The sequence below is a fragment of the Providencia sp. PROV080 genome (genome assembly GCF_033688105.1).
GTDB classification, from domain to species: Bacteria; Pseudomonadota; Gammaproteobacteria; order Enterobacterales; family Enterobacteriaceae; genus Providencia; species Providencia zhejiangensis.
This window is the reverse complement of record NZ_CP096346.1, coordinates 2,707,748-2,734,199: the sequence shown is the minus strand read 5'-3', so window position 1 is coordinate 2,734,199 and position 26,452 is coordinate 2,707,748. Positions and strand designations below refer to the sequence as shown.

At 41.5% G+C, this 26,452-nt stretch carries 25 protein-coding genes; 9 read left to right on the top strand and 16 right to left on the bottom strand.

Annotated elements, in window-relative coordinates; translation table 11 throughout:
• Position 1: 1 nt before the first annotated feature.
• The 7 genes from fliL to fliF all read right to left on the bottom strand — a co-directional run bounded on the left by fliL (position 2) and on the right by fliF (position 7,217).
• The gene (gene fliL / locus M1F03_RS12135; protein ID WP_163862334.1) at positions 2–484 is read right to left on the bottom strand and encodes a flagellar basal body-associated protein FliL; all 483 of its coding nucleotides are present in this window, start codon (positions 482–484) and stop codon (positions 2–4) included.
• Positions 485–647: 163 nt separating this feature from the next.
• Positions 648–2,006, bottom strand: a complete 1,359-nt coding sequence (locus tag M1F03_RS12130; RefSeq protein WP_251464421.1) for a flagellar hook-length control protein FliK — start codon at positions 2,004–2,006, stop codon at positions 648–650.
• Positions 2,007–2,450 (bottom strand): flagellar export protein FliJ, encoded by a 444-nt coding sequence (fliJ, locus tag M1F03_RS12125; RefSeq protein WP_154623798.1) that lies wholly within the window; start codon positions 2,448–2,450, stop codon positions 2,007–2,009. It abuts the gene before it with no gap.
• Positions 2,451–2,457: 7 nt separating this feature from the next.
• The gene (fliI, locus tag M1F03_RS12120; RefSeq protein ID WP_163862329.1) at positions 2,458–3,825 is read right to left on the bottom strand and encodes a flagellar protein export ATPase FliI; all 1,368 of its coding nucleotides are present in this window, start codon (positions 3,823–3,825) and stop codon (positions 2,458–2,460) included.
• The gene (fliH, locus tag M1F03_RS12115) at positions 3,822–4,553 is read right to left on the bottom strand and encodes a flagellar assembly protein FliH (RefSeq protein ID WP_154623796.1); all 732 of its coding nucleotides are present in this window, start codon (positions 4,551–4,553) and stop codon (positions 3,822–3,824) included. The genes fliI and fliH overlap by 4 nt, the downstream gene beginning before the upstream one ends.
• Positions 4,546–5,538 (bottom strand): flagellar motor switch protein FliG, encoded by a 993-nt coding sequence (gene fliG / locus M1F03_RS12110; RefSeq protein WP_154623795.1) that lies wholly within the window; start codon positions 5,536–5,538, stop codon positions 4,546–4,548. Before fliG ends, fliH begins: the two co-directional genes overlap by 8 nt.
• Complete coding sequence (gene fliF / locus M1F03_RS12105; protein WP_163862325.1) at positions 5,535–7,217, bottom strand: flagellar basal-body MS-ring/collar protein FliF; 1,683 nt, start codon at positions 7,215–7,217, stop codon at positions 5,535–5,537. Before fliF ends, fliG begins: the two co-directional genes overlap by 4 nt.
• A gap of 238 nt (positions 7,218–7,455) precedes the next feature.
• Here fliF and fliE point away from each other — a divergent pair, with 238 nt between their 5' ends.
• A complete protein-coding gene (fliE, locus tag M1F03_RS12100; RefSeq protein WP_154623808.1) occupies positions 7,456–7,767 on the top strand; it encodes a flagellar hook-basal body complex protein FliE in 312 nt (103 codons plus the stop codon).
• A 139-nt stretch (positions 7,768–7,906) separates the two neighbouring features.
• On the opposite strand, the gene M1F03_RS12095 is transcribed toward fliE, so the two are convergent.
• Complete coding sequence (locus M1F03_RS12095) at positions 7,907–8,629, bottom strand: YadA-like family protein (protein WP_251464419.1); 723 nt, start codon at positions 8,627–8,629, stop codon at positions 7,907–7,909.
• A gap of 809 nt (positions 8,630–9,438) precedes the next feature.
• Here M1F03_RS12095 and def point away from each other — a divergent pair.
• Complete coding sequence (gene def, locus M1F03_RS12090) at positions 9,439–9,942, top strand: peptide deformylase (RefSeq protein WP_154624561.1); 504 nt, start codon at positions 9,439–9,441, stop codon at positions 9,940–9,942.
• A 41-nt stretch (positions 9,943–9,983) separates the two neighbouring features.
• On the opposite strand, the gene fliT is transcribed toward def, so the two are convergent.
• Genes fliT through fliD form a run of 3 tightly spaced genes read right to left on the bottom strand, consistent with a single transcriptional unit; the run spans position 9,984 to position 12,194 of the window.
• Entirely contained in the window at positions 9,984–10,373 is a 390-nt protein-coding gene (fliT, locus tag M1F03_RS12085; protein WP_154624562.1) for a flagellar protein FliT, read from the bottom strand.
• Positions 10,363–10,761, bottom strand: a complete 399-nt coding sequence (gene fliS, locus M1F03_RS12080; RefSeq protein WP_154624563.1) for a flagellar export chaperone FliS — start codon at positions 10,759–10,761, stop codon at positions 10,363–10,365. The genes fliT and fliS overlap by 11 nt, the downstream gene beginning before the upstream one ends.
• A gap of 5 nt (positions 10,762–10,766) precedes the next feature.
• On the bottom strand, positions 10,767–12,194 hold the full coding sequence (gene fliD, locus M1F03_RS12075; RefSeq protein ID WP_154624564.1) for a flagellar filament capping protein FliD: 1,428 nt from the start codon (positions 12,192–12,194) through the stop codon (positions 10,767–10,769).
• 349 nt (positions 12,195–12,543) lie between these two features.
• Between fliD and M1F03_RS12070 the strand changes: the two genes are divergently transcribed.
• Positions 12,544–13,620 carry a FliC/FljB family flagellin gene (locus M1F03_RS12070; RefSeq protein ID WP_272657444.1) on the top strand — a complete coding sequence of 359 codons (1,077 nt, stop codon included), beginning with the start codon at positions 12,544–12,546 and terminating at the stop codon, positions 13,618–13,620.
• Positions 13,621–13,835: 215 nt separating this feature from the next.
• Positions 13,836–14,561 (top strand): RNA polymerase sigma factor FliA, encoded by a 726-nt coding sequence (locus M1F03_RS12065; protein ID WP_251464415.1) that lies wholly within the window; start codon positions 13,836–13,838, stop codon positions 14,559–14,561.
• Between the two features lie 172 nt (positions 14,562–14,733).
• Here M1F03_RS12065 and M1F03_RS12060 read toward each other — a convergent pair whose 3' ends face one another.
• Together M1F03_RS12060 and M1F03_RS12055 are read right to left on the bottom strand one after the other, a co-directional pair.
• Complete coding sequence (locus M1F03_RS12060; protein WP_251464414.1) at positions 14,734–15,351, bottom strand: bifunctional 4-hydroxy-2-oxoglutarate aldolase/2-dehydro-3-deoxy-phosphogluconate aldolase; 618 nt, start codon at positions 15,349–15,351, stop codon at positions 14,734–14,736.
• 2 nt (positions 15,352–15,353) lie between these two features.
• Positions 15,354–16,307, bottom strand: coding sequence for a sugar kinase (locus tag M1F03_RS12055; RefSeq protein WP_251464412.1), 954 nt, complete (start codon positions 16,305–16,307; stop codon positions 15,354–15,356).
• 239 nt (positions 16,308–16,546) lie between these two features.
• Here M1F03_RS12055 and kdgR point away from each other — a divergent pair, with 239 nt between their 5' ends.
• Entirely contained in the window at positions 16,547–17,332 is a 786-nt protein-coding gene (kdgR, locus tag M1F03_RS12050; protein WP_154624568.1) for a DNA-binding transcriptional regulator KdgR, read from the top strand.
• Between the two features lie 209 nt (positions 17,333–17,541).
• The gene (locus tag M1F03_RS12045; RefSeq protein ID WP_251464410.1) at positions 17,542–17,895 is read left to right on the top strand and encodes a hypothetical protein; all 354 of its coding nucleotides are present in this window, start codon (positions 17,542–17,544) and stop codon (positions 17,893–17,895) included.
• Positions 17,896–17,927: 32 nt separating this feature from the next.
• Here the strand turns inward: M1F03_RS12045 and M1F03_RS12040 are convergent, their stop codons facing one another.
• Both M1F03_RS12040 and M1F03_RS12035 read right to left on the bottom strand, forming a co-directional pair.
• Positions 17,928–18,878, bottom strand: coding sequence for a chitinase (locus M1F03_RS12040; protein ID WP_249998987.1), 951 nt, complete (start codon positions 18,876–18,878; stop codon positions 17,928–17,930).
• 310 nt (positions 18,879–19,188) lie between these two features.
• Positions 19,189–21,231 (bottom strand): choline transporter, encoded by a 2,043-nt coding sequence (locus M1F03_RS12035; protein ID WP_154624571.1) that lies wholly within the window; start codon positions 21,229–21,231, stop codon positions 19,189–19,191.
• Between the two features lie 210 nt (positions 21,232–21,441).
• Between M1F03_RS12035 and betI the strand changes: the two genes are divergently transcribed.
• The 3 genes from betI to betA are packed head-to-tail and all read left to right on the top strand — an operon-like array spanning position 21,442 to position 25,253.
• Entirely contained in the window at positions 21,442–22,038 is a 597-nt protein-coding gene (gene betI, locus M1F03_RS12030) for a transcriptional regulator BetI (RefSeq protein WP_154624572.1), read from the top strand.
• A gap of 29 nt (positions 22,039–22,067) precedes the next feature.
• Complete coding sequence (gene betB, locus M1F03_RS12025; RefSeq protein WP_318839939.1) at positions 22,068–23,546, top strand: betaine-aldehyde dehydrogenase; 1,479 nt, start codon at positions 22,068–22,070, stop codon at positions 23,544–23,546.
• 39 nt (positions 23,547–23,585) lie between these two features.
• Positions 23,586–25,253 carry a choline dehydrogenase gene (gene betA, locus M1F03_RS12020; protein WP_251464408.1) on the top strand — a complete coding sequence of 556 codons (1,668 nt, stop codon included), beginning with the start codon at positions 23,586–23,588 and terminating at the stop codon, positions 25,251–25,253.
• Between the two features lie 337 nt (positions 25,254–25,590).
• On the opposite strand, the gene cutA is transcribed toward betA, so the two are convergent.
• Positions 25,591–25,938, bottom strand: a complete 348-nt coding sequence (cutA, locus tag M1F03_RS12015; RefSeq protein ID WP_154624575.1) for a divalent-cation tolerance protein CutA — start codon at positions 25,936–25,938, stop codon at positions 25,591–25,593.
• Positions 25,939–26,452 lie beyond the last annotated feature (514 nt).

Below are 26,452 nucleotides of genomic sequence, written 5' to 3'. Positions count from 1 at the left end.
ATTACCGTAAAATAAATGTCGTAAATAGTACGTCTGTGATTTGCTGATCTTTTTCACCAGGGATCATCGTCGGCGACAAAGTGTCTTTAATAGATTGCATTAATTGCAATTTACCTTCATGACTACTGAGGACTTTTGATTTTTGTTCCGATAGCAGTAATAGCAGTCGGCTACGTACTTCGGGTAAGTAGTCATGCAGTTGCTTACGTGATTTTTCATTGCCTAAACGTAATGTGATATTGATATACAACACACGGTCAGGGGCTTCATTGAGGCCGGGAAGATTGACCGTAAAAGGTTCTAAATCCATAAAAATAGGTTGGCTAATGTTAGATGGGGTGTCTTCTTCATTTGCTGATTTTGCTATCTGCTGTGTTGTCCACCATGTATAACCACCAAAACCTACACCGGCAATGGCAAGAAGGGTAAGCAGTACGAGCAGCCCTTTATTTGAACTTTTAGATGCATTGCTTGAAGACGACATGTTAGCAAAATTCCTATTTATGAAGACCAAACCCAACATGGGCTTTTTATTTTGTATCTTTAGCATTATGGCTTGCTTGAGCCAGACTAAAGGGGGGAAAAACGAAACAAAAAGGGGGTAACTCGGCGCTTTAAATAGGAAATCACCACCTCTTGTTTAAAAATTAAGCGAATGTGTCGATTCCTCCTCGAGAGTGAGCAATCGAGGTAATATGCGTGGCGGTTACCGAGTCACTATTCACAACGCCTCCCACAGAATGGCGGGTATGAAGTTGGTGTTCATGGCTGTTTTGCGAATGTGCATCTGAGCCATTTTGATCACTAAAGTTATCTTGCCCAACAGAACCTTGAGCAAGATGAATGCCACTTTCCTGCAACGCATTACGTAGCATCGGCATCATCGTTTCCATGGCGGCCCGTACGTGGCTATGTGGCGAAACAAAATGCATTACCGCTTGGTTATCTTCAATACGCAGATGAACATTCAAGGAGCCTAACTCTTCTGGATGTAAACGTATTTGCGCATGTGAAATACCTTGGCGTGAGAAAAACAGCATGTGTTGGTTTAATTGCTGTTGCCATGCGTCACTCCCTAAAGGCACTCCGGATGGCATTGGCACAACAGGCATATTGGCGGAAGCTGCATGTGAGTTAACGAGTGGTGCTGCCAAATTGACAGTTGTGCCTACCACGGTTTGTGTTGGTGTCACCTGAAAGGAACCATTCTCCACAGTTGATGTAAATGCTCCTTTGATATTTTGACTGTTATCCACAACGGAGACGTTTTGTGTTACAGAAAGTGGGTCTTTATCAGCCAGTTTTTTATTTAATGGCATAAAGTCGTGAGTTAACTCTTTAGCCGATATTTCGCGTTTATTGTTAAGGGAAAATAGCGGCTGGTCTTTACGTTCTTGTTTCTCGTTTTTAATAAATGCCGCGATTGATGTCGACTCCTCATCTTCAGCTAGCTGCATTTGTGCACGAAAATCAATGCTCTCATCAGCGTCGGGGTTAGCGACCAATTGGCTATTGAATGGTGATGTTTTTTGCGCAAAAGGCACCAAAGCTGAACGATGACCATCGGCAAACTTCGTGGATACCGACGCAAGCGCTTGCTGATTTAAATCACTTTTTAGGTTGGTTAACCACACTTGTTCGACAGCATCTGCTTGGTTCAGTAACTGTGCCTGTAACGCCGGTTGGTTCGCTTCGTTGCGTATGTGGCGGCTATAATTGAGCTGGTCAATCGCGTGTTCAGTTTTATCCTTAATCGGTGAGGTATCACGCTCAGCTGCTGCTGTCGGCGTATTTGTCGACACCGAGGTGCTGTTAGGCGTATTTTCTAACGTAGAATGATTAGTCGATGTTTTTTGTGGCGCTGGCTGCTGGTTATCCAACACGGCTTGAAAAGGCACCGCAGGCGCTTGGTTATCCTCAAAACGCGGCTCGTTTTGTTGTGCGTTACCGATATTTTTACTGTTTGTGATGGCTGCCTTGGCGGCGTTATGCGTATTGACGTCCATTTATTGGTTTCTCCGTAACGTTGCACGTTGAGCATATTCATCCATTTGCTTTTGCTCTAATCGGCTTAAGCGCTGATTTTTAGTCTGCTCAGCACGTTGAATTAAAGTATCGAAAGCATTGACCCGCTGTTGTTTTTCCTGCCAGTGACGGTTTGCTTCATTGACACGTTGTTCCCATAGGGATAACTGTTGCTGCTGTTGCTCAATTGTCAGCTCTAATGTCACTAAAAACTGTTGATAGTTTTGCCATTTATCGGCATCTATTCCGCTATGCAGTGTCTGATTGAGCTTTTGTCGGTACTCAGTCTGATAGTTTTCTAGCATATTGAGTTGTTGAGTCATCTGTACTTGCGTTTGTCTAACTTGGGCTAAAACCTTTGCGGCTTCCTCAGAAGCCTCAATAGCCAAACTCAATAATGTAGTTAACGCATTGTTTTTACTCATCTAACCCTCATGACTCATTAGGAACCGCATGCGCCAATTGTTCACAAGCGCTTTGATAGTCGCAGCGCTCATCGATATCTTGTTGCAAAAATTTAGACATACGAGGGTAATATTGAATGGCCATATCTAGCAGCGGATCGCTGCCTGCTGCATAGGCACCCACATTAATGAGGTCACGATTTCGTTGATAACTGGAAGTCAGCTGCTTAAAGCGTTGAATTTGGCGATAATGTTGCTTATCAATTAATTCAGTCATGGCTCGACTGATTGAGGCTTCAATATCAATAGCGGGGTAGTGACCTGATTCAGCCAGCGAGCGTGATAATACGATATGACCGTCAAGAATAGCGCGAGCAGAATCCGCGATAGGGTCTTGCTGATCATCCCCTTCCGTTAGCACCGTATAAAAGGCGGTAATTGAGCCACCATTTTTGCCATTACCTGCGCGCTCAACCAATGCGGGTAATTTGGCAAAAACAGATGGCGGATAACCTTTGGTCGCAGGCGGTTCTCCAATGGCTAAAGCGATTTCCCGTTGTGCCATGCTATAACGCGTCAGGGAGTCCATAATCAGTAAAACATTCTTACCAAGGTCACGAAAATACTCGGCGATACGGGTAGCATAGGAGGCACCTTGCATGCGTAGTAATGGTGAAACATCGGCAGGCGCCGCAACAACCACTGCTCGTTTTAAACCTTCGGCACCTAAAATATTTTCAATAAAATCTTTAACTTCGCGCCCACGCTCTCCGATGAGGCCAACGACAATGATGTCAGCTTGTGTGAAACGCGCCATCATCCCAAGCAGGACACTTTTCCCCACGCCAGAACCGGCAAACAGGCCCATGCGCTGCCCTCGACCCACAGTGAGTAGGGCATTGATCGCTCGAACCCCCACATCCAAAACACTGTGGATAGGTGTACGCTCTAGTGGGTTGATTGGTGGAGTGATCAAGGGAGCACGTTGCTTAACATCAAGCGGCCCCTTGCCGTCAAGAGGGGTGCCTTGCGCATCTAAAATACGCCCTAATAGCTCATCCCCGAGAGGTAATAAACGGCTAGTTTGCCCATCATCTCCCGTTGTTTGTGCATAGACACGCGCTCCCGGCGCAATGCCTTCGAGATCCGCAAGCGGCATCAGTAACATGCGCGAACCATTAAATCCAACGACTTCACAAACCACCTCGTCATGGCGGCCATTGATAGTACGCTCAATAATACAAGTGGCTCCCAATGGCATTTTGATGCCTTCAGCTTCCATGACTAAACCGGTAATTTTAGTCAAACGCCCATAATGGCGTGTCATTGGGATCCCTTTCATACGTGATTCAAACCCTTCCAGTGCGGCAATCCAACGGCTCATTCGTACTGTCATGATAGGGTCTCCGGCGCATAAAGGCGGCACAATTCCTGCCAGCGTGTTGCAACGGTCATATCGATTTCACCCTCTTCAGCGACAACGCGACAGCCCCCAAGGTGTAATTTGGGGTCACCCACTAAGCGCCAGCCGTTTAAGCTCAGCAGTGAGCCTAAATGCTGTTCGATCAGTTCGGTATGCGCTGGGTTAACGTGTAACTCAGGCTGCCCAGTAAAAATAGGTTTTTGCTGTAGCAAATGGCTGATTTCTTCAAGTAGAGCGGTACCGTCACAGATGGTTGATTGCCCCAGTACCTGTTTTGCAGCGGTTAAAGCGATTTGCAACAGCTTTGTTGTGATCACGGTATCGAAACTATCTAATGAATAATTAAACTCAGAGAGTAGTTTTTGCCATGTTTCAATAATGGGTTGCTCTTGCGCTAATGCTTGTTGGCGGCCTTGTTCTTCACCCGCGCGAAGCCCTTGCTCAAAGCCTGCTTGATAACCTTCTTTTTTCCCCAAATCATAACCTTGTTGATAGCCAGCACGATGCGCTTCTTCTTTTAGGTTATCGAGAATATTAATCTGCTCTAGTACCTCTTGTGGTTCAAGGCAGGGCACTTTAGGTTTATCAGGTTCAGGCTGTTCATCAGCGGAAGGTAACCCTGAAGAGTTAAGGTCCCACTGGTTCAACTCGCGTAATTGCCAAGGCTGCCATGCATGCGGAGGAATCGATGAATTAGACATAGACATCATCTCCACCACCAATGGTGATTTCGCCTTTCTCTGCTAGGCGGCGAACGATCATAAGAATCGCTTTCTGCTCGTTTTCGACTTGAGACATGCGTACTGGTGAACGGGACTCCAAATCGTCACGAACAATTTCAGCAGCACGAACAGCCATATTGTTGAGGAAATGGTCTCGTAGAGCTTGATTGCTGCCTTTGAGCGCGATAACCAACGAGTCGTTGGAAACTTCTTGTAGAATGCGCTGAATGCTACGATTGTCGACTTCGATAAGATTTTCGAATAGGAACATTTCATCAATAATGCGTTGTGCCAGTTCGCCATCGTAATCACGCATCGCATTAATAACGCTTTCTTCTTGCTGATTTTTCATCAAGTTAATAATTTCAGCAGCAGTTCTTACGCCACCCATTTTGCTGCGTTTGAGGTTTTGTCCATCAAGCAGGTTATTTAGCACTTCGGTCAATTCAGCTAACGCTGCTGGTTGAACGCCACCAAAGGTTGCGATACGTAGCATAATATCGTTGCGTTGACGCTCTTCGAATAGCTCTAAAACATCCGCAGCCAGGTTACGCTTCAGATGGACTAAAATCGTAGCAATAATCTGTGGATGTTCGTCACGAATAATATCGGCAACGGTTTGCGGTTCCATATAATTGAGGCTTTCAATACCTGAAGTGCTTTCCTGCTTATCAAAGATATCTTCAAGTAAGCTAGCGGCACGCTCTTCACCCAGTGCTTTCACAAGCACGGAACGTAAATAATCATTCGTATTGATATTGAGTGCGGCAAATTGAATGGCGGATTCCTCAAATTCTGTTAAAACCTCCGCCAACTCATTGTTAGAGATTTGGCGCATATTCGAGACGGCCATACTCAATTGCTGCACTTCTTTAGGATTCAAATGCTTGAAAACTTCAGCTGCCTGATCTTCGCCGAGTGTCATCAGCATCACGGCACTTTTTTCGGTTCCACTTAATATCATTGTGCTTTTCCTAACCACTGGCGAATGACCATAGCCACGACTTGTGGATCTTTTTCTGCCATTTCACGAATACGCTGACTTTGGATTTCTGCGCTGACACGTTGGCGAGTGAGACGGCGACGTGTTTGTTCATCCATATCTTCATTAATTTCTTCTTCAACGACGAGAGGGGTTTTAGGCTGAGCCGCAACAAACACCTCTGCTGCTTGGGCTTGCTGTGTTTGACGGTATTTGAGCCATTGAGGCTTGATACCAAAACGCCACATAAACCAAGCAATAATAGCGATTAAGATAATTTTGCCGTAATCCAATACTTGTGCGAGAAGTTGTGGGTTCTCAAGCATTGAAGGTTGTTCTTCTACGACGCTATCGTTGGTGAACAGTGAATTTGTAATACTCAATGAGTCACCACGATCAGTCGAATAGCCCATTGCCTCACGGGTAAGTGATTCAATTTGTTCCATCATTTCCGGTGATAACGGCTGCATTTGTGGACCATTTTCACCTTCTTGCGGTAAATAGTTGATGATCACTGCAACGGACAACCGTTCAACGACACCTATTTGGCGCTGAGTATGGCTAATTTTACGGTCGACTTCATAATTGGTGGTTTCATCACTTTGAGAATGACTTGAACCATTATGAGAAGCACTGCTTTGCTGTGATGTTTGTTCTTTTTTATCCGTCGTTATTGGTGCACTCGGAGCACTGGGAGGTTGATTCGACAGCGCCCCAGGTACGCCACCGGTACCACTAGCATTGTTCTGCATGCTATGGCTATTTTGACGAGAACGTATCGCCGCACTATTGGGGGTTTGGTTTGGCTTATATTCTTCAGAGGTTTGCTCAACTTTTGAGAAATCCATCTGTGCGGTAACTTGAGCATGAACGTTAGCACGCCCAACTAAAGGCGAAATAATGTCTTCAATACGTTGTTTGAGATGAGACTCCATCTCTTTCGTCATTTTTATTTGCGCATTGTTAGCCGATTGCTGGCTATTGTCATTGTTAGTCAGCAACCGACCTGTTTGGTCAACAATCGTCACATTTGAGGCTGTTAAACCTGTTACACTGCTCGATACCATGTGGATAATGGCATTGATTTGGCCCTCATCGAGCATACGACCAGGGAGTAACCCCACGGTAACAGATGCAGTCGGTAATTTTTGTTCACGGACAAATAAGGTCGGTTTAGGAATAGCCAAATGAACGCGAGCATTTTGCACTGGACTGAGTGATTCAATCGTGCGCGATAACTCACCTTCTAATGCACGTTGATAGTTAACTTGCTCACTAAATTGGCTAATACCAAACTGTTCTTTATCTAACAGCTCAAAGCCTGTATTTCCGCCCTTTGGTAAACCTGACTGGGCTAATTTTAGGCGCAATTCATGAACTTTATCGGCCGGTACCAAAATTGCACTGCCATTATCGGCAATTTGATACGGCACGTTCATTTGCGTTAATTGACTGACGATATCACCACCGTCTTTTGCGCTGAGGTTACTCAGAAGTACGCGGTAGTCAGGGCTGCGTAGCCAAAGAAGTAGGGCGACAACGACCGCAATCGCGGCGGCGCCAGCAATCATTAATGGGATTTTTGGGGAAGTCTTAAAGCGTGATGCAATAGATGCAAACCCTTTGGTAGCTTCTCCGGTCTCTTTAGATGCGGCACTCATAAATATTCCCTGCCTTGCAGAATCAACAGATGAAAACACTTTTGGCGAAACAATGTTATTCCCTCTTCGTACATCACTTTTTTACGTTGCTATTATTGATGACTCTGATAAATCTAATGACGGAATCAGCCCATAATTTTGGTGTTATTTATCGGCTTCAAGTTAAAAAGGCTGTGCTAGGGTATGCATGCCAAATAAGACAGCGACGATGGCTCGCACAGAAATTGAAGGGAAGAAAATGACAATCCAAGCTATTGAAGGCGTATTATCGCAGCTACAAATTACCGCATCACAAGCTGCAAATCACAGTAAGCCCGTGATTGAACCTGTTGGTTTTGCTGATCATCTTGTTTCTGCCGTAAATCAAATTAATTCTGTTAGGAATCAATCGGCAAAACAGATTGAAGATTTTACATTGGGCAAAAGTGATATTTCGCTGAATGATGTTATGGTGGATATGCAAAAAGCCAGTTTAAGTTTACAAATGGGTATCCAAGTGCGAAATAAACTGGTCGCGGCATATCAAGAAATTATGGCGATCCCCGTTTAAACAATGATTTTTAAATTATGATGATATGAATTTTATCGTTGTTAGGATTTTGGCATCAATGATGCAATGGAAGCGTTCACTTCCTGTGGTATGGGAAGTGAACGTTTAAAGATATCAAAAAAGAGTATGGCGTAGCCAACTACCAACCAATGGCAATACCAGCACCGACCACGGCGCGGTCTGAATTATTCCAAGAGATAGAGCTACGAAGGTTAATATTCTCTTTTACTTGGTATTGTGCGCCAGCCGCGATAGCATGACCATCATGATAATGACCTAGGCCAACACCTGCACTAAAACGGGTATTCATGGTATAGGGAATATTCGACATCGCCGCAACAGAAGCGATGCCTGAATGAGCTTGCTTGGCGGTTTTATCAATTTTTTTATCCAGCTTAGTAAAACGTGTGTTATTGATATTCTGAGTTTTATCTATGCTTTGGTGTAGGTTAGCAAACTGATTCAAATTATCTGTCTGAGCTTTATGATGCTTCCTCTTAAGTAATAACCATTTTTTTTCGCTATTATGGGAATACATGCTTAGCTGAGCATTAATATAATGATTATTATTTTCTATTGATTGTTTTATGTTTTCATCTACTTCAGACATGGTGGGTGTAAAACTTTTGTCTACTTTTTTAAATTGTTCCAAAAGAAGCTCATCAAAGGTTTTAAATTTTGATTTTTGCTCTTTTTCAGCGAGATGTTGTTTGATTTCTTTTCCGAACTCTTGCAGTTCATAGAGTGTCATGGCTGAATCCATTAATAATGTTGAAAAATGAATAGGGGCGGCGAGCGTGGTACTTGAAAGAGAAACGATTGATAGGAAAGTCATCGCCTTTAGGGGAAAGTGTTTTTTCATCTTGATTCCTTTATTAATGAAATAAATCCATCTACTTTAATTAACTCAATTAATATAGTGCGTTCTGTTTTTTATAATAAAGTTAATTGATTTTTATTAATATTCTGAATTTGTTTTTAATTAGCTCGTGAAAAGTGATTTTATTTGAATTAAATTGAAGGCTATTTATTTGATAATTTTGATGAATGAAATAACCGGAGTGAGGCAGCATATTCAGTGTTAATTTTATGATAAATGGTTTAAATATAATCCTGTTGATATAGGCATTGATAGGTTCCTGAAGCTCAATCAAATGACACAAAAAATAACAAAAAGCGATAAGCAGGTAATGTCTTACTGGCGACCCTATTAATTTATACATAGATAATGTTTTTATCGCTTACTCCGCCAATTTCATTCTATTGATGAGGGAAATAATCTAGGCTAAAAATAGAGCAGATTGATTGTGGGCTAAAAATGATTTTAGATGTATATTATTATGATAAATCCCCTCGATAAGTAAGGCTATTATTGCAGCATAGCGAATGAGATGATTAATCCTTATTATAAATTGGGTTATTTATCATTAATTTGAATTGTTTTGCTGTTTTAGGTCTATTTTTGGTGTTTTTTCCCAGATTACATGTTATTTTTCTGTGAAATTCCATTATGTATTCTTTTACTTTAGGCGACGTAGCGGTAACCTAATTGATTGTTATGTGATTTTTTCATTGAGTCATAATGCCATTTTTTGCATCTTATCGTAAATTTAAAAATACGATAATGATAATAGTTTGAATAAAGAGCACGACAGATAGGATTTTTGAGATATGGCAGTAAAAACGATTATTGAGATACCTGATGAGCGCTTGCGAATCAAATGCAGTCCAGTGACTGACATTGCGGCGGTACAAACATTAATTGATGATTTATTAGATACCATGTATAGCACCGAGAATGGTATTGGTTTAGCAGCAACGCAAATTGCAGCAACACAATCGGTAATGGTAATTGATATTTCTGAAAATCGCGATCAACCGATGGTATTTGTTAACCCTGAAATTATTGAAAGTGAAGGCGAGACGAGCTACCAAGAAGGATGCTTATCTGTACCTGAAATTTATGCAGATGTTGCGCGGTTTAAACGTGTGAAAGTCAAAGCGTTAGATAGAGATGGAAAAGAATTTACTCTTGATTCTGACGAGTTTTTGGCAATTGTGATGCAACATGAAATCGACCATTTACATGGAAAAGTGTTTCTTGATCATTTATCGCCACTAAAGCGGAATATGCTGTTGAAAAAATTAAAGAAACAGCAACGCTTAAGGCAATAAGTTATCCATAAGTGTCAGGTAGGGGCGCCTGACACACATGGCTATTCAATGGGTTTAATTGTCATTGGTGTATCTGGCTCATTAAATTGGCCATAACTGTTATTGATGACCCGTGTTTGATCCAACTGTTTCATTTCTTTACTTAAAAAATCTAAGTGTTGTTGCAAATAGGTTTTAGTGATCTTTTCATTTTCGATGATTTGATGCAATAACCCCACCAGTTCATCTGTGATGGGGTTCTGCGCTTCGAATTCATGTGTTAATTGCGTTAAATTTTCGACGGCATACACATACTCTGTTTCTTGGGCAACGAGTTGTTCCCACTGTTTTGCTTGTGCTAGCGCGACTAAATTTTCGCTTAATACTAAAACATCACGATAGATTTCATATAAATCAATAGGTTCTTTATTATTCACCTGTTTATCTTTCATCCACATTTGCCCCGATCTGTTGCCAAGCTGACGCGATATCGGAGAGTAATTGGTAAACTTCTTGGATATAAGCCACATTATTTTCAAGGTTAGCATTTAATAAGCGCATAATCATGTAATCATATAGACGATCAAGGTTCTCCGCGATTTCGCCACCCGCGTCATGATTAAGCGCTTGTTTCAAACCCGTATCAATAATATCGATGGCTTTTGTAATTTCTTGGCCTTTTGCCGCGATATTATTCTGTTGCATAAAAATTTCAGCACGTTTTAGGGCGCTTAACGCCCCTTTATATAGAATAGTGATCAATTGATACGGTGTCGCGTTGGTAATTTCACTTTCCAAATCGACTTGTTGGTAGGCTTGTTTTGCTTTTTGTTGATACATAATTATTAACCTAACAGTCTGCCTAATGAGTTACTGGTGCTATTGAGTGAGCTCATCATTTTATCTAAATTCTGGAATTGACGGCGGTATAAATCCATAGTGTTTTCAATTTGTTTATTTGTTTGTTCAATGCGTTTATCAAGGCTTTTCTTTTTCTTTTGCACACCATCAGTTGCGTTATGCAGTGTGCCTTCACGAGCGTCGAGTGTCTCTTTTAAGAAATTAAAGTTTTCTGTGGCAAAGCCTGTTTCTTTACCATCTCCCATAAAGAAACTTTTGACACTTCCAGGGTTATCTTTTAGCGCTTTTTCGAATTTTTTATCTTCTATCTCTAATGTGCCATCAACTTTTTGTGTGATCCCCATTTTATTCAATAAATTAATCTCACCACTATCTTGTGCTGAACGTATTTGCGTACGTAACTGGCTTTGTATTGTTCGTAGTGTAGAATCACCAATCAATGGGCCATTGGTTTTATCTGGCGCAGTTCCTTTCGTTGTTGGCGTATATTTAGTCAATTCCTTAGCGAGATTTTGGAATTCATTATAGGCATCTACCCAGGCTTTAATTTTTGCTTTAGCAGGTTCAATATCCTCAGAAACGATCAGATGATCGGGTTTTTTATCTTCACTCTCTTTTTTTAGTGTCAGAGTTAAACCAGGAAAGAGATCTTTTGCTTCATTGCTTTGTGATTCAAGTTCAAAACCATCAATATTTAACAAGGCATTTTGCGGGGGAACTTTTTGCTCTATGCCGATGTTTTTTTCATCTTTTAAAACGACATTACCATCACTGTTTAATTCAGATTCAACATTCAGTATTTTTGCGAGTTCGTCATCACCTTCAACATTAATACTAATACGGTGGTCTGTACCTTCTTTTTTAGATGTGATAACAAGGTGATAATTATTCGTTTTATCTTTAATCACTGCTGCGGTAACCGTTTTATCGGTCTTATTAATCGCATCTGCTATTTCAATTAAAGAAGTATGTTCATTATCTAATTTAATAATGATAGGTTCTTTTTCAGCGGGTTGAGTAATGGTGATGGTGCGTTCTGCACTGCCATTCCCTAATAATTTTTTATTATCATCATGGCCTTTAGTGGCGATAGTTTGCGCTTTGGCTAACTGGGTGACTAATACATCATGTACACCTGCTACCGCTTTGCCGTCTGTTTTTACATCAAAACTCTTATATTCGCCATTGACTTTGGTGGTACTGATATCACCATATTTTTTAAGATCTTCAGCCGCTTTTTTTAATTTTTCGAGTGACGATTGCATTTTACCAAAGGCACTGATTTGCGCATCATAGCTGGCTTTTTGAGTGGCTAATGGCTCAAGGCGGCGTTTTTCCATCGCTTCAAGTTGGTCCATTTGGTTATTTAAGTCTAAGTTTGCCCCGATACCGAGTGTCGATATACCAGCCATTGTTCTCTCCTAAAAAATTATTCTCATTTACAGGGTTATCGGCGAGAAGAACGGAAATCTTAGACTAAGTCGATAAATAATGATGGCAGGAGTTGACCCTACAAAACAGGGTATTTGTCTCTATTGATAATCAATAAGTTAAAATTTGCGGTTTATAAAATTATTTTGACAAAATAATTTATCGCCCGAAGTGCTGTGGTTGCTGGTTTTTTTGCTTTCAGATAAAAAATTTTTGTTGAAAGCCCTAAAGCCCTTTTTTATGCCGCCGATAATGGTATTGCTGGCAACAAACTGTAAAGCCTAACAGATTGGCTAACTTTATTATTACGGAATAACAAGGACATATATTATGGCACAGGTTATCAACACTAACATCCTGTCTCTGACAACTCAGAACAATTTAAACCGTTCACAAAGCGTACTGGGTACTGCAATTGAGCGTCTATCTTCAGGTTCACGTATCAATAGCGCAAAAGATGATGCTGCGGGTCAAGCGATTGCTAACCGTTTCACTGCTAACATCAAAGGTTTGACCCAAGCTTCTCGTAATGCGAGCGACGGTATTTCAATGGCGCAAGTGGCTGAAGGTGCAGTTAACGAAATCAACGAAAACTTGCAACGTATTCGTGAACTGACTGTTCAAGCAGCTAACGGCAGTAACTCTGACAGCGATATCACTTCAATTCGTGATGAAGTACAACAACGTCTGGATGAAATCGACCGTATCTATCAACACACTGAATTTAACGGAACACAAATTCTAAACGGTGAGACTGTTTCTTACCAAGTGGGTGCGAAAGATGGTCAAACTATCAGCATGGAAATGCAAAAAATGGATCTTGATACATTAGGTATCAAAGATTTTAAAGACAAAGTTGAAAAAGTTTCCGCGGCTGCGGCTGGTCCAAAAGAGCCAGCGGGTAAAGGCACTGCAATCACCGTAGATGCTAATAACTATGCGGTTGAAACCGCTGGCGGTGCACAAATTAATACAGCTGAAATTTATGCAGATAAAACAGAAACTGATAAATTTTATATCAAGGATACAACAGATAATAAATGGTACGAAGCGACTAAAAACACAACCGGTGGTAAGACTGAGTATGTGAAAGGTAGTGAGATCACTGCTCTAGGTGGTGGTACTGCTGCAAAGTCTGACGCATTAGATACTTTAGATACTGCACTGAAAAATGTGGATTCATACCGTTCTAAACTGGGTGCATTCCAAAACCGTATGCAATCTACTATCAATAACCTGAACAACTCAGTCAACAACTTGAGTGCAGCACGTAGCCGTATCCAAGACGCTGACTTTGCAACAGAAGTGTCTAACATGAGCCGTGGTCAAATCCTGCAACAAGCAGGTACTTCAGTTCTGGCACAAGCAAACCAAGTTCCACAAGGTGTTCTGAGCCTGTTACGTTAATTCGTTTCACTCTCTCGTTTATAAGGCCAGAATATTCTGGCCTTTTTTGTATTATGATGACGGCATGAATTTCATTTCGGCGCGATACCATTTCGCCAGTGAACATTTGTGTTAGGGAAAATAGCGCTAATTTACCTCATTACTCAACGGATTGAATTATTAAGTCACTAGCATAATGAATACCTTTATATCAGTCTTAAAGGGTGATTCCGGTTGTGAGTGATTTGTATACTGCCGAAGGTGTAATTAATAAAAATAGCCTATGGGAGCGTTATTATCCCTTAATACGACATGAGGCCCTAAAGTTACAAGTGAGACTGCCAGCCAGTGTAGATGTTGATGACCTCATACAAGCGGGAGGTATTGGGTTATTACATGCATTGGAACGTTTCGATGCTTCTCAGGGGGCGTCATTCGCCACCTATGCGGTACAGCGTATTCGTGGTTCCATGTTGGATGAATTACGCAGTCGCGACTGGGCGCCTCGTAGTGTACGCCGCCAAGCACGAGAAATGGCAAAAGCGATTGGTGAGCTTGAACAAACATTGGGTCGTACAGCCACTGAAAGTGAAATAGCGCAATCACTAAAAATAGATATTACTGAATATCGACAAGCCTTACTGGATACGAATAACAGCCAACTCTATTCCTATGATGAGTGGCATGAAATTCATGGCGAGAGCTGTGAACCCGTCATTAATGAAAGTGATGGTGGCAACCCATTGAATTTTTTGATGGAGTCGAATTTGCGTTCACAGGTGATTGATGCCATCGAGCAACTCCCTGAGCGAGAAAAGCTTGTGCTGACGCTATATTATCAAGAAGAATTGAATTTAAAGGAAATTGGAGCGGTGTTAGAGGTTGGGGAGTCACGTGTTAGTCAGCTGCATAGCCAAGCTATCAAGCGCTTACGTGGTCGTTTAAAGTCTATTTCCGAGTAATATTGCGGCGTTCGCCGCATTCGCGATAGTCACAGAAGCCGCGTTAGCATACTGATGATGGGGTGATAGGACTAAAAAGTCCGCTTAGTTAACTATTTTGCTGTGGAGAATGACATTTCTTTGTTGAATAAGCGCTCCCTACATCATGGCGTCAGGAGCACTTACTTGAGCATTAAAGGCTGGCAGCCTCAGCGATCAGCTTCCCTAACTCATGCCAATTTTCATTATCAATCAGGTCATTAGGTACCATCCATGAACCACCACAAATAAGGACAGAAGGTAGCGCCTTATATTCGTGGATATTTTTTGGACCAATTCCCCCCGTAGGCATAAAATTCACAGGGTAGACGGCACTTAACGCTTTTAACATCGCTACGCCACCAGAAGCTTCTGCTGGGAAAAACTTCACTGTGGTTAAATTAAATTCTAACGCCTGTTCAACTAAGCTTGGATTATTGAGCCCAGGGATAATAATGACATTTTTTTGCTGGCAATAAGCGACGATTTTAGGGTTAAAACCTGGGCTTACGATAAAGTCCACGCCTGCATCAATGGCTTGATCAACCTGTTGAGTTATCAGTACTGTGCCCGCCCCAATCAGAATTTCAGGGTATGCCGCTCGCATATTTTTGATGGCTTGTACGGCAGCAGGAGTTCGAAAAGTCACTTCTGCACACGGCAGCCCATTTTCCATTAACGCTTTAGCGAGGGGAGCACCATGTTCTGCATTATTGATAGTAATAACAGGCACGACATTAATTTTTTTTAATTTCTCGATGAGTTGATTCATGTTTAGATCCCTTTGATATTGTTTAGCTCTATGATGGGCATCGCTTCACGCGGAATAATGGCACCTCGGTGTTGGATCACGGTTCCTGCAAGTAAATGGCCTGTGCGAGCCGCTTCTTCAGGTGAGCCACCCAGAATTCGACAGGCAAGATAACCAGCGCTGAAAGAATCACCAGCAGCGGTGGTATCAATGACTTGCGCTACTTTATTCGCGGCGACTTCGAATTGTTGGTCGTGAATAATGATATAGCAGGGTTTTGCTCCGCGTTTAATAATGATCTCTTCAACGCCATGCTGCTGTGCACGTGCAATGGATTGGCTTTCTTGCTGATCACCATACAGCAGTTGCTCATCATCAAAAGTTAAAAATGCGATATCAGTCAGCGATAACATCTGTTGGTAGGCTTGCTGTGCCGCCTCGACAGAAGGCCATAATGCCGGACGATAATTATTGTCAAAAATGACCTTAGCGCCTGACTGGCGAGCTGTTGCTAACAGTGTAAACAGCAATTGGCGAGCGGCTTCAGGTAAAATAGCTAAGCTGATGCCACTTAAATAGAGATATTGTTGTTGATTCAGTAATTGTTGGGTGCGCTCGGCGGTTTGCACATTTAACCAAAATTTCGCTGCTGAGTTATCACGCCAATAAAAAAAACGGCGCTCACCCTCTTCTGAAGTTTCAATTAAATACATACCGGGGAGGTGTTTTTCGGCGATCAGTACATGGTCTGTATTGATCCCTTCAGCTTGCCAACTTTCTAACATTTGTTGGCTAAAGGGATCTTGACCCAGCCCCGTTAAATAGCGAGTGATAACACCTTGTTTATGGGTTAAACGTGCAAGATAGAGAGCGCTATTTAGCGTGTCCCCACCAAAAGTTTGCTTAAATAATTCCCCTGATTTTTGTAACTCAACCATACATTCGCCAATCACGGCAACTTGCAAAGCTGTAGCCATTTTTACCACCTATCGTTTTTATTTTTTATCACTCAATTGAGTAAAACCTCATTAGCTAACAGCATTAAAACCTATTTTTTAGACAAGTTCAAATAAAAATGAAACGCTGTTTTAAAAATATCGAATCAGCGTTCTTGTTTTTCATGAAAGTGATCTTTATGCTGTTGAGTAAACATAAAATCGGCACATCAAACCATCTGATATGGTTATCATATTGGTTTGAATAAATAGGAAGGTGAATGGTGGATAAGGTCACGCAAACGGATGCCGTTTCGTCAGTAGTAAAAGTATTCAGTATTCTCAATGCATTAGGAGAACAAAAAGAGATAGGCGTGTCTGAGCTTTCACAACGACTGCTGATGTCAAAAGCCACCACCTATCGTTTCTTGCAAACCATGAAACAATTAGGCTATGTGGCGCAGGAAGGGGAGGCGGATAAATATTCATTGACGCTTAAACTATTCGAATTAGGTGCTAAATCTTTAGAGTATGTTGATTTAATTGAAATTGCTGATAAAGAAATGCAGCATATTGGTCAATTAACACATGAAGCTGTGCATCTTGGTGCTTTCGATGATAACGCCATTATTTATATTCATAAAATTGATTCTAGCTATAACTTGCGTATGTATTCGCGGGTCGGGCGGCGTAACCCATTGTATTGTACCGCGATCGGCAAAGTACTTTTAGCTTGGCAAGATGAAGCCACGGTAAACAGCATTTTAGAGAATGTGGAGTTTGTGAAAAAAACGGAGACGACGATCCTCAGTAGCGAACAATTTATGCGAGAGCTTGCTGAAGTGCGTAAGCTGCATTATGCACAGGACAGAGAAGAGCAAGAGCTGGGGCTACGTTGCATCGCAGTGCCTGTTTATGACCGTTTAGGCCATGTGATTGCTGGGCTATCAATATCTTTTCCTACCATTCGCTTTGATGAACAGCAGTTGGAATATTATATTCGTTTGCTAAAGGTTGCTGGACGTCATATTTCAGAAAAAATGGGCTATCACGATTATCCGTTATAGTAGGGGGTTAAACCTGTAATTCTTCACTAAGCTGTATATGAGTGAATATTTAACCTTTAAATTTAACCAAATCAATCGTTTGAAATTTGGTTAAATGATCACTTTTTTGCAGATAAAAAGGGCAGTCACGCAAGTTTTGGCTGATAAAACTCGCCATTTCATTCGTCATATCTATAATTTTGGCATTATTTTGTGATTAAAATATGATTATGCTTAAAAATTTATTGATATTTAGCCTATTTATTATCCCTATCCAAGCCATAGCAATGGATTATACCTTCACAGAAAAAGCGCCTGCTGACCGTGTATATAATGAAGATTATCAAGGTATTGATATTATCAAGCAGCAACAACGTTTCATTTTTGATCCGAAAAAGAAAGTGGCTGAAGAGGATCGCCGCTATGAAGACTTACTGGCTCAAAAACAACAAAGTGACGAGTGGGATAGTTGGAATAATGGTGTCTGTCATCATTCTTTCGCCACGATGGGATGCTCGAGGGAGCCAGCCTGGTTGCATGACCCGCAACAACTGAAGCACATGATTGAACAAGCGAAGAAATAAGGCGAGGCAATGTATCGCCTCACCTTGGCCCGTTATTTCAGTGCGTTAGTAAAGCGTTCCGTGTATTCAAAATCTTTGGTTTGCTCAGGGTTGCCTGAATTAGAGGCTGATGCGAATTCGCCGACGCCGACCCTATCGCGGGTTAAGCTCCACATTGAAATTAAGTTCACGCCATTGGTTTTCGCAAAATTACTTAATGTATTGATATCATTAAAATTAAACATGGATCTATCATCATTAAGACCAATCATTGGAGTGACTTGTACTAAATCATACAGCTCTGCATCTGTTAGTGTTGGGTAGTAGGTTTTTAATTGACCTTTTAGGCTGGTTGCCACATCTGCGGCGGCCTGCCCCATATTTTTATCAGTTCCTTGACCATAATCCATAGCCATACCATTCACTTTCATTTTTAAACCTGCATTAACAGATTTTTGTACTAGCGCTAACCCTTTTTCGACAAGCCCATAAGGCATCACCGGTAACGTTAGGCTCAAGGTGATATCAGGGTTATTTTTTACTGTGGTTGATAGCGCGGTGAAGGTTTTATCGGCATCGTATAAATCATTTTCAAAATCAAAATCTAGCTGTGAGGCGCCAAGAATATCAATGACTTCTTGGTAGGTTGCAATCAGTTGGTCAACAGTTTGCCTTGCAGAGACATCATAGTTAGCCGCACCTCCGAATGACACAATCACTTTGATATTGGCTTCAATTAACGCATCACAAAATGGTTTAGCCCAAGAGATAGGCATACTGGAGTATGCTCCCCATGCGGCATTATTATTAGGATCCGCAGTTAAAAAAGCCAAGTACACACCATCAACGCTGTGACTTATCGCGGCTTGGCTATATTTAGGGTTTGGTTTGCCGTTAGGAGCAAGTGGGTCGTTCCAAATAGCATCAACGGTAACATCGAAATAAGGTGCAAATAGTGTCTTATTCATCATCATTTCTCTTTTAGTCGGGGGAATTTTAGCCATCTGGCATCGCGCCATTAATGATCAAAATACGCGATCTTTATTGGTTAAATGATGAACAGATTAATGACTTGTCATGAAATTTATTTCAAAAACAGGCATGTTATTGTTATTTAAAAAGGGGCCTAATTGGCCCCTTGAGGTGGTTGACAAAGCGGGATAAAAGCCTGGTTTTTCCCGCGTTGTGTTATCAGCCGAAAATCAATAAATTGATTTTCCTCGTTTGTTTTCAAAACCTATTCGACTTGCCGCCAAACATAATAGGTTTGTCAGCAGTCTGAAGGGGACTCATTGCCCCCTTGCAGTAAAACGCTTAATTAGTTTCAGGGAAGGTCAATGTTGCCCCAGGTGCTTCTCTACTTAAGTGAATGAAATTCAGATGTTTTTCGTATTGATCTAAAATGTCACTGATCACCTGTTCTTTGGTGTAATCCATTAAGTCATTGCCTTGTGTTCCCTCCCAAAGGAAGGTCTCTAAGCGATAGTAATGAGATTTTCCAGAACGAGCTCGGTAAGTAAAGCCCGGCACAGAGTAACGCTGAGGCCAAATTTGATAAATAAAGTTCTGCTCTTCGGCCAGATCAACGACAAGTTCTAAGTGATTTAAACGTTCATCGCCAACGGGGGGAAGGCTATTAAATTCAACGTTAGCACCACGTAGCGATAACTCTTTTGCTACCTCTTGCATTGCGGGTGTACAGACTAAATCCAACATACGCTGTGTATAGGTGGTACCTGGGAAGTTCATCACACGACCTAATCGCTGTTTCCAGTTTAATTTTCCGTTACCGTATAACGGGGCTGGTGCATTGGTCGTCAGTGAACTTACTCGTCTGAAATCTTCCACTTTAAGTGACTTATACAGCCCAGCCATAATAAAGAAAATAACAAAACTGAAAGGTAAACCCATAATGACGGTTGTGTTTTGTAACGCTGCCACGCCATCGGTCATTAACATCCCTAAGGTTAATAAACCAATTGCGACAGACCAAAAGATACGTAACCAGTTCGGCGCATCATTGTTGATATCGCTTAAGTTTGACGTGAAATTACCAAGGACTAATGAGCCTGAGTCCGCGGAGGTCACATAAAAGAGTAAGCCTGTGATTGTCGCTACGGAAGCGGTTAAACCAAAACCTGGGTAAAGTTCAAGCAGTGAATAAAACCCTTTTTCAGGCGCCGCTAGAACGGTTTCAGCAAGTGCTTTATTGCCATGAATGATTTCGTATAACGCACTGTTACCGAAAATAGATAACCAGAGAAGGGTAAACACAAAAGGGATAATCAGTGTGCCAATGACAAATTGGCGAATGGTTCTTCCTCGTGAAATACGCGCAAGAAACAAACCAACAAATGGCGACCATGCGACCCACCAAGCCCAGAAGAATAAGGTCCAGCTATTCATCCAATCCGTTGGGCGGTCAAAGGCAAAGCTATTGAGCGTCATCCCCATAAAGCGATTAATGTAATCACCGACATTAAGGACTAGCGCATTGAGTAAGAACTCAGTATCACCAACAAACAAAATGAATAAGATCAAACCTAATGCGAGCAATACATTAAGTTCCGATAAAATACGGATCCCCTTATTGACCCCAGAAGTGGCTGAAATCACGGCCATGATGACGGAGAGCAAGATTAATCCCCCCTGAACACCAAGCCCTTGCGGGAGGTCAAACAGGACTTTTAAACCATAATTGAGCTGAACAACACCAATACCGAGTGTGGTTGCAATGCCAAAAATAGTACCAATAACCGCGGCGACATCGACGGTATGACCGATAGGCCCATAAATACGTTTACCAAAAATCGGATAAAGTGCAGAACGGATGGTTAACGGTAAATTGTAGCGGTAGCTAAAGTAACCAAGCGCAATTCCCATTAATGCATACATAGACCAGCCCGTCAGGCCATAGTGGAAGAGAGTCCACACCATCGACTGACGAGCTGCTTCTAATGTTTCCCCTTCGCCTGTAGGTGGCAGCATATACTGTGTCACGGGTTCGGCGACGGAGAAAAACATCAGGTCGATACCGATTCCGGCAGCAAACAGCATGGCAGACCAACTGAGTACACTAAATTCAGGCTTCGATTGCTCTGGACCTAATTTGATATTACCAAAACGAGAAGTCGCTACGAATATCACAAAGACAATATACAGCGTTGCGGCTAATAGATAATACCAACCAAACGTTTTTGATACCCATCCAAGAGTGGCAACGATCCACTGATTGGCCGTTTCTGTCATGAGTATGGTGAAAAATGAAAATGCTAGTATTAAACCAGCAGAAGTGAAAAAAACCACAGAGTTTAATTTGTCTTTCTGCTGATTTTTTGGACTATTTTGAATTGTCATCGGCAGTTTCCACAATTTTATTTATTCGAAAGTTAAAAGTTACATTCTTTGCTAATTTGTTGAATTAAAAGCAAAGAGTTGAATTTTTACGCCTATCCTCTCCTTATGTTTGTAAAGTAATTGTGATAAAATATAGTTAATATTGATTGAATGTTCAATTAAAAAAAAGTTTAATAAATAGGTTCACTGTATTTTTTGGGTTAAGAAATCATGCCGAAAATAGGAATGCAATCGATACGTAAGCAGCAGTTAATTCAAGCCACACTTGATGTGATTAATGAAGTCGGTATGCAAGAGGCGAGTATCGCTTTAATTGCCCGAAAGGCGGGGGTATCAACCGGCATTATTAGTCATTACTTTCGTGATAAAAACGGTCTGCTAGAGGCGACAATGCGCCATATACAGTACCAACTAGGCGTTGCTGTTGCGATGCGTTTAAGACTGTTGAGTCATGCTCAGCCAAAGCAGCGTATTCAAGCCATCGTTGAAGGTAATTTTGATTCTTCACAAATAAGTGAAGCGGCGATGAAAACATGGCTGGCATTTTGGGCAAGTAGCATGCATCAACCGAGTTTAAATCGGTTACAGCAAGTGAATGATAGACGGCTGTATTCCAATCTCAGTTATGAATTTTCGCGTGTACTTGATAAACAATCTGCACGTATGGCTGCTAAAGGATTAGCGGCATTGATCGATGGGTTATGGTTGCGTAGTGCCTTGAGTAATGAGGCTTTTCCCCTGCAAGATGCTTTAACCATTACGAATGAATATATCGATATGCAATTTACTCGGCATAAGGATAGCTAAGCCAACCGTTTTAACAGAAAGGAGATATTATGCACCAACCACAATTACATAAACTTTATATTCATGGTGGTTATGTGGATAGCTCACAACCTGAATGTGGGCAGTTTGATGCAATGAATCCAGCGAATGGTGAAGTGATCGCATGTTTACAATCTGCAACGCGTGAAGACATTGATTGGGCTGTGGAAAGTGCCAAACAAGGGCAAAAAGTATGGGCAGCGATGACGGCAATGGAGCGTTCTCGTATTTTGCGCCGTGCTGTTGATATTTTACGTGAGCGCAATGACGAATTGGCACACTTGGAAACGTTGGATACCGGTAAACCATTATCTGAAACACGCTATGTGGATATTGTTACGGGTGCTGATGTTTTAGAGTACTATGCAGGCTTGATCCCCGCGTTAGAAGGAGAGCAAATTCCTTTACGTGAGAGCGCATTCGTCTATACACGCCCCGAGCCACTTGGGGTTGTTGCTGGGATTGGTGCGTGGAACTATCCAATTCAAATCGCACTTTGGAAATCTGCACCCGCTTTGGCGGCAGGTAATGCCATGGTATTTAAGCCAAGTGAAGTCACATCGCTGACCGCACTAAAACTGGCTGAGATTTATACGGAAGCCGGACTGCCAGCAGGCGTTTTTAACGTTGTGACAGGCGCTGGTGCGGATGTGGGTCAATGGCTAACAGAACACCCAGGGATTGCAAAAATATCCTTCACCGGTGGTGTTGCGACAGGCAAAAAAGTGATGGCAAATGCTTCGGGTTCGACATTAAAAGATGTCACGATGGAACTTGGTGGCAAGTCACCGCTTATTATTTTTGATGATGCTGATCTGGATAACGCAGCAGATATTGCCATGATGGCCAATTTCTATAGTTCAGGCCAAGTTTGCACTAACGGCACTCGAGTTTTTGTGCCAGAAAGCTTAAAAGCACAATTTGAAGAGAAAATTCAACAACGTGTGGCGCGCATCAAAATAGGTTCACCGCTCGATGAGACAACTAACTTTGGTCCATTGGTGAGTTTTCCACATATGGAAAATGTATTGCGCTATATCGAAATAGGTAAACAGCAGGGCGCTAAATTACTTTGTGGTGGTGAGCGTTTGACTGAAGGGGCATTTGCTCAAGGCGCTTATGTGCTGCCAACCGTCTTTACTGATTGTTCTGATGATATGCAAATCACCCAAGAAGAGATTTTTGGTCCTGTGATGAGTATTTTGAGCTATCAGTCGGAAGATGAAGTTATCGAACGTGCAAACCATACGTTATATGGCTTAGCCGCAGGGCTTGTCACTCGTGATATCTCACGAGCGCATCGAGTCATCCATCAATTAGAAGCGGGTATCTGTTGGATAAATACTTGGGGGGAATCACCAGCACAAATGCCTGTTGGGGGCTATAAGCACTCAGGGGTGGGTCGTGAAAATGGCCTAGTAACACTCCAAAATTATACTCAAATAAAATCAATACAAGTCGAACTTGGGGAGTTTGCCTCGGTATTTTAATCGCTTATTTTAAATTTGACTGAAACAGAGGAGATAACAATGGTCTATGACTACATTATTATCGGTGCTGGTTCAGCCGGTAACGTTCTTGCTACCCGCCTGACAGAAGATTCTGATGTTACTGTGCTGCTCCTTGAAGCTGGAGGACCGGACTACAGGTTCGATTTTCGTACACAAATGCCAGCGGCTTTAGCCTATCCATTACAAGGTCGACGTTATAATTGGGCCTATGAAACTGATCCTGAACCGCATATGAATAATCGCCGTATGGAGTGCGGACGAGGAAAAGGATTAGGAGGCTCATCACTGATCAATGGCATGTGCTATATCCGTGGTAATGCATTAGATTTTGATGGGTGGGCTCAAGCACCAGGCTTAGAAGATTGGCGTTATCTCAATTGTTTGCCCTATTTCCGCAAAGCAGAAACGCGTGATATAGGGGCTAATGATTATCATGGTGGCGATGGCCCCGTGAGTGTGACGACACCGAAAAATGGCAATAACGTGTTGTTTCATGCCATGGTTGAGGCCGGTGTTCAAGCGGGTTATCCGCGAACTGATGACCTGAATGGCTATCAACAAGAGGGCTTTGGCCCTATGGATAGAACAGTAACGCCAAAAGGGCGTCGTGCGAGTACGGCTCGTGGTTATCTGGATCAAGCCAGAAAACGTCCTAATTTAACTATTATCACGCATGCTACGACAGATATTATTGAATTTGAAGACAAAAAAGCAGTCGGTGTGAAGTTTTATCAAGGGAATAATAAAACGGCCGTTCAGGTAAAAGCACGTAAGGAGGTCCTATTATGTGCTGGGGCGATAGCTTCACCTCAAATTTTGCAACGTTCGGGGGTTGGGCCTGAAGATGTTCTGCAAGAGTTTAATATTCCTGCTGTACATGTCTTACCGGGAGTAGGGCAAAATTTACAAGACCATCTGGAAATGTATTTGCAGTATGAATGTAAGCAGCCTGTATCTCTCTATCCAGCATTAAAGTGGTATAACCAACCCGCAATTGGTGCTGAATGGTTATTTAAAGGTACGGGGATTGGTGCCAGTAACCAATTTGAAGCTGGCGGATTTATTCGTACCAGCGATAAATTTGCGTGGCCAAATATTCAATTTCACTTCTTACCTGTAGCCATTAACTATAACGGCAGTAATGCTGTAAATGTGCATGGCTTCCAAGCACACGTCGGGTCGATGCGTTCACCTAGCCGTGGTCGTGTAAGATTAAAATCCACGGATCCTTATCAGCACCCTAGTATTTTGTTCAATTACATGTCCAGTGAACAGGATTGGGAAGAGTTCCGCGCAGCCATTCGTATTACACGTGAAATCATGGCACAGCCAGCACTGGATCCTTATCGAGGTAAAGAAATTAGCCCTGGTAAGCATATCCAAACGGATGAAGAGCTGGATGCATTTGTGCGTGAACGTGCTGAAACAGCATTTCATCCCTGTGGTTCATGCAAGATGGGATATGATGAAATGGCCGTTGTTGACGGTGCAGGTCGGGTTCATGGGCTCGAAAATCTCAGGGTAATTGATGCATCAATTATGCCGCTGATTATCACGGGTAATTTGAATGCAACAACCATCATGATAGCTGAAAAGATGGCGGATAAAATCCGTGGTCGTGAGCCGTTACCTGCGAGCCAAGCAGACTACTATGTTGCAGGTGATACGCCTGTACGCCAAATTTAATCATCATTCATTTTATTTTCGCCCCCGATTTATTGGGGGTTTCTTGTTTTATTGAACAGTAAAAATAAGCGTATATCACAGTAGGTGAAGTTACTTATTTAACTCCGTTGATTTTCAAGTGACCCCTCTTTAAATGAGGGTCTTTTTTATACTTTTATTGATATGTTTTAATAGGATAAAAAAGCCCTCCTAAAAGAGGGCAAATAAATCGAAAACGAGAACTTCTGTATAACATTAATTTTTTACTTACCAGAGCTGACCAGTTGTTTACCCTTAGATAATGAGAGATGTGATTGAAATATTGAGAGCTTACTCACTATTTAGGATGATTATTGGTTCATTTTACCGCTTTTATTAACCACTCTAGATAACGGCTATCGATTTTATCTAAATCTAGGCTAATCAACTCTGGGGTTTCGTATGGGTGAATTTCCTTGATGGCAGCGAATAATTCAGGCTGATTTTTATGCGTAGATTTAATGAATAACATTATTTCTTTATCTTGTTCGATCGTGTTTTTCCATTGATATATCGATGTTATCTCGGGTAGCAAAGAGACACATGCCGCTAACCGTTTATCTAATAATTGCTGAGCAATTTTGATGGCATTGTTTTGGCTATTCGTCGTGCATAAAATAATACAAGGCTGTTGTTCTTTATCATAACTAACATCATTTTTTGTCATTTATATTTCCTCAGAGTCGTGAGTTTATTTGGAGTATATTCATGATTAAGGTTAGATTAAATAGCCATACAGGGTATGAAATTCAATCAACAGATAATTGTAGTGCAGAGAGTAATAGTTTCATACCTTAATTATCATGATGGTAAGAGAAACAAAATTATGAAAGAGAAAATAGGTACAAAGAGATTATTATTTGAACACTATAGTAAATGAAGATTGAAGTCTTTTATTTAATGTGATTATTGCATAATAAAAGCTGTTTATATTAATAATTCGATTCAGCCTTCATTTTTGTTAATTTTAATATAAATTAGTCTGGTTTTTTGTATATTGTGGTGTTTCACTTTCATATTGCTTTAATAATTAAGCCGATATTCTTTATGAGGGAAAATGAATTTAAAGATTAGGGAGGATCTTATAAATGGCTATCTTCAATCATCTCATTTTCTCAATTAGGAATATGTTAATTCTATGATAATTACTTGTTAATTGTTAATAATATTTTTTGTAATCA

Excerpts from the sequence above, each read along its gene's own strand:
- def (WP_154624561.1), top strand. The coding sequence starts at position 9,439 with ATGGCAGTAAAAACGATTATTGAGATACCTGATGAGCGCTTGCGAATC.
- M1F03_RS12045 (WP_251464410.1), top strand. The coding sequence starts at position 17,542 with ATGCTTAAAAATTTATTGATATTTAGCCTATTTATTATCCCTATCCAA.
- fliI (WP_163862329.1), bottom strand. The coding sequence starts at position 3,825 with ATGACAGTACGAATGAGCCGTTGGATTGCCGCACTGGAAGGGTTTGAA.
- fliG (WP_154623795.1), bottom strand. The coding sequence starts at position 5,538 with ATGATATTAAGTGGAACCGAAAAAAGTGCCGTGATGCTGATGACACTC.
- fliF (WP_163862325.1), bottom strand. The coding sequence starts at position 7,217 with ATGAGTGCCGCATCTAAAGAGACCGGAGAAGCTACCAAAGGGTTTGCA.
- M1F03_RS12040 (WP_249998987.1), bottom strand. The coding sequence starts at position 18,878 with ATGGCTAAAATTCCCCCGACTAAAAGAGAAATGATGATGAATAAGACA.
- fliD (WP_154624564.1), bottom strand. The coding sequence starts at position 12,194 with ATGGCTGGTATATCGACACTCGGTATCGGGGCAAACTTAGACTTAAAT.
- M1F03_RS12130 (WP_251464421.1), bottom strand. The coding sequence starts at position 2,006 with ATGGACGTCAATACGCATAACGCCGCCAAGGCAGCCATCACAAACAGT.
- cutA (WP_154624575.1), bottom strand. The coding sequence starts at position 25,938 with ATGACAAAAAATGATGTTAGTTATGATAAAGAACAACAGCCTTGTATT.
- fliJ (WP_154623798.1), bottom strand. The coding sequence starts at position 2,450 with ATGAGTAAAAACAATGCGTTAACTACATTATTGAGTTTGGCTATTGAG.
- fliT (WP_154624562.1), bottom strand. The coding sequence starts at position 10,373 with ATGAAAGATAAACAGGTGAATAATAAAGAACCTATTGATTTATATGAA.
- betA (WP_251464408.1), top strand. The coding sequence starts at position 23,586 with ATGGTCTATGACTACATTATTATCGGTGCTGGTTCAGCCGGTAACGTT.
- kdgR (WP_154624568.1), top strand. The coding sequence starts at position 16,547 with ATGGTGGATAAGGTCACGCAAACGGATGCCGTTTCGTCAGTAGTAAAA.
- fliE (WP_154623808.1), top strand. The coding sequence starts at position 7,456 with ATGACAATCCAAGCTATTGAAGGCGTATTATCGCAGCTACAAATTACC.
- fliH (WP_154623796.1), bottom strand. The coding sequence starts at position 4,553 with ATGTCTAATTCATCGATTCCTCCGCATGCATGGCAGCCTTGGCAATTA.
- M1F03_RS12035 (WP_154624571.1), bottom strand. The coding sequence starts at position 21,231 with ATGACAATTCAAAATAGTCCAAAAAATCAGCAGAAAGACAAATTAAAC.
- fliL (WP_163862334.1), bottom strand. The coding sequence starts at position 484 with ATGTCGTCTTCAAGCAATGCATCTAAAAGTTCAAATAAAGGGCTGCTC.
- betI (WP_154624572.1), top strand. The coding sequence starts at position 21,442 with ATGCCGAAAATAGGAATGCAATCGATACGTAAGCAGCAGTTAATTCAA.
- betB (WP_318839939.1), top strand. The coding sequence starts at position 22,068 with ATGCACCAACCACAATTACATAAACTTTATATTCATGGTGGTTATGTG.
- M1F03_RS12070 (WP_272657444.1), top strand. The coding sequence starts at position 12,544 with ATGGCACAGGTTATCAACACTAACATCCTGTCTCTGACAACTCAGAAC.
- fliS (WP_154624563.1), bottom strand. The coding sequence starts at position 10,761 with ATGTATCAACAAAAAGCAAAACAAGCCTACCAACAAGTCGATTTGGAA.
- M1F03_RS12060 (WP_251464414.1), bottom strand. The coding sequence starts at position 15,351 with ATGAATCAACTCATCGAGAAATTAAAAAAAATTAATGTCGTGCCTGTT.
- M1F03_RS12095 (WP_251464419.1), bottom strand. The coding sequence starts at position 8,629 with ATGAAAAAACACTTTCCCCTAAAGGCGATGACTTTCCTATCAATCGTT.
- M1F03_RS12055 (WP_251464412.1), bottom strand. The coding sequence starts at position 16,307 with ATGGCTACAGCTTTGCAAGTTGCCGTGATTGGCGAATGTATGGTTGAG.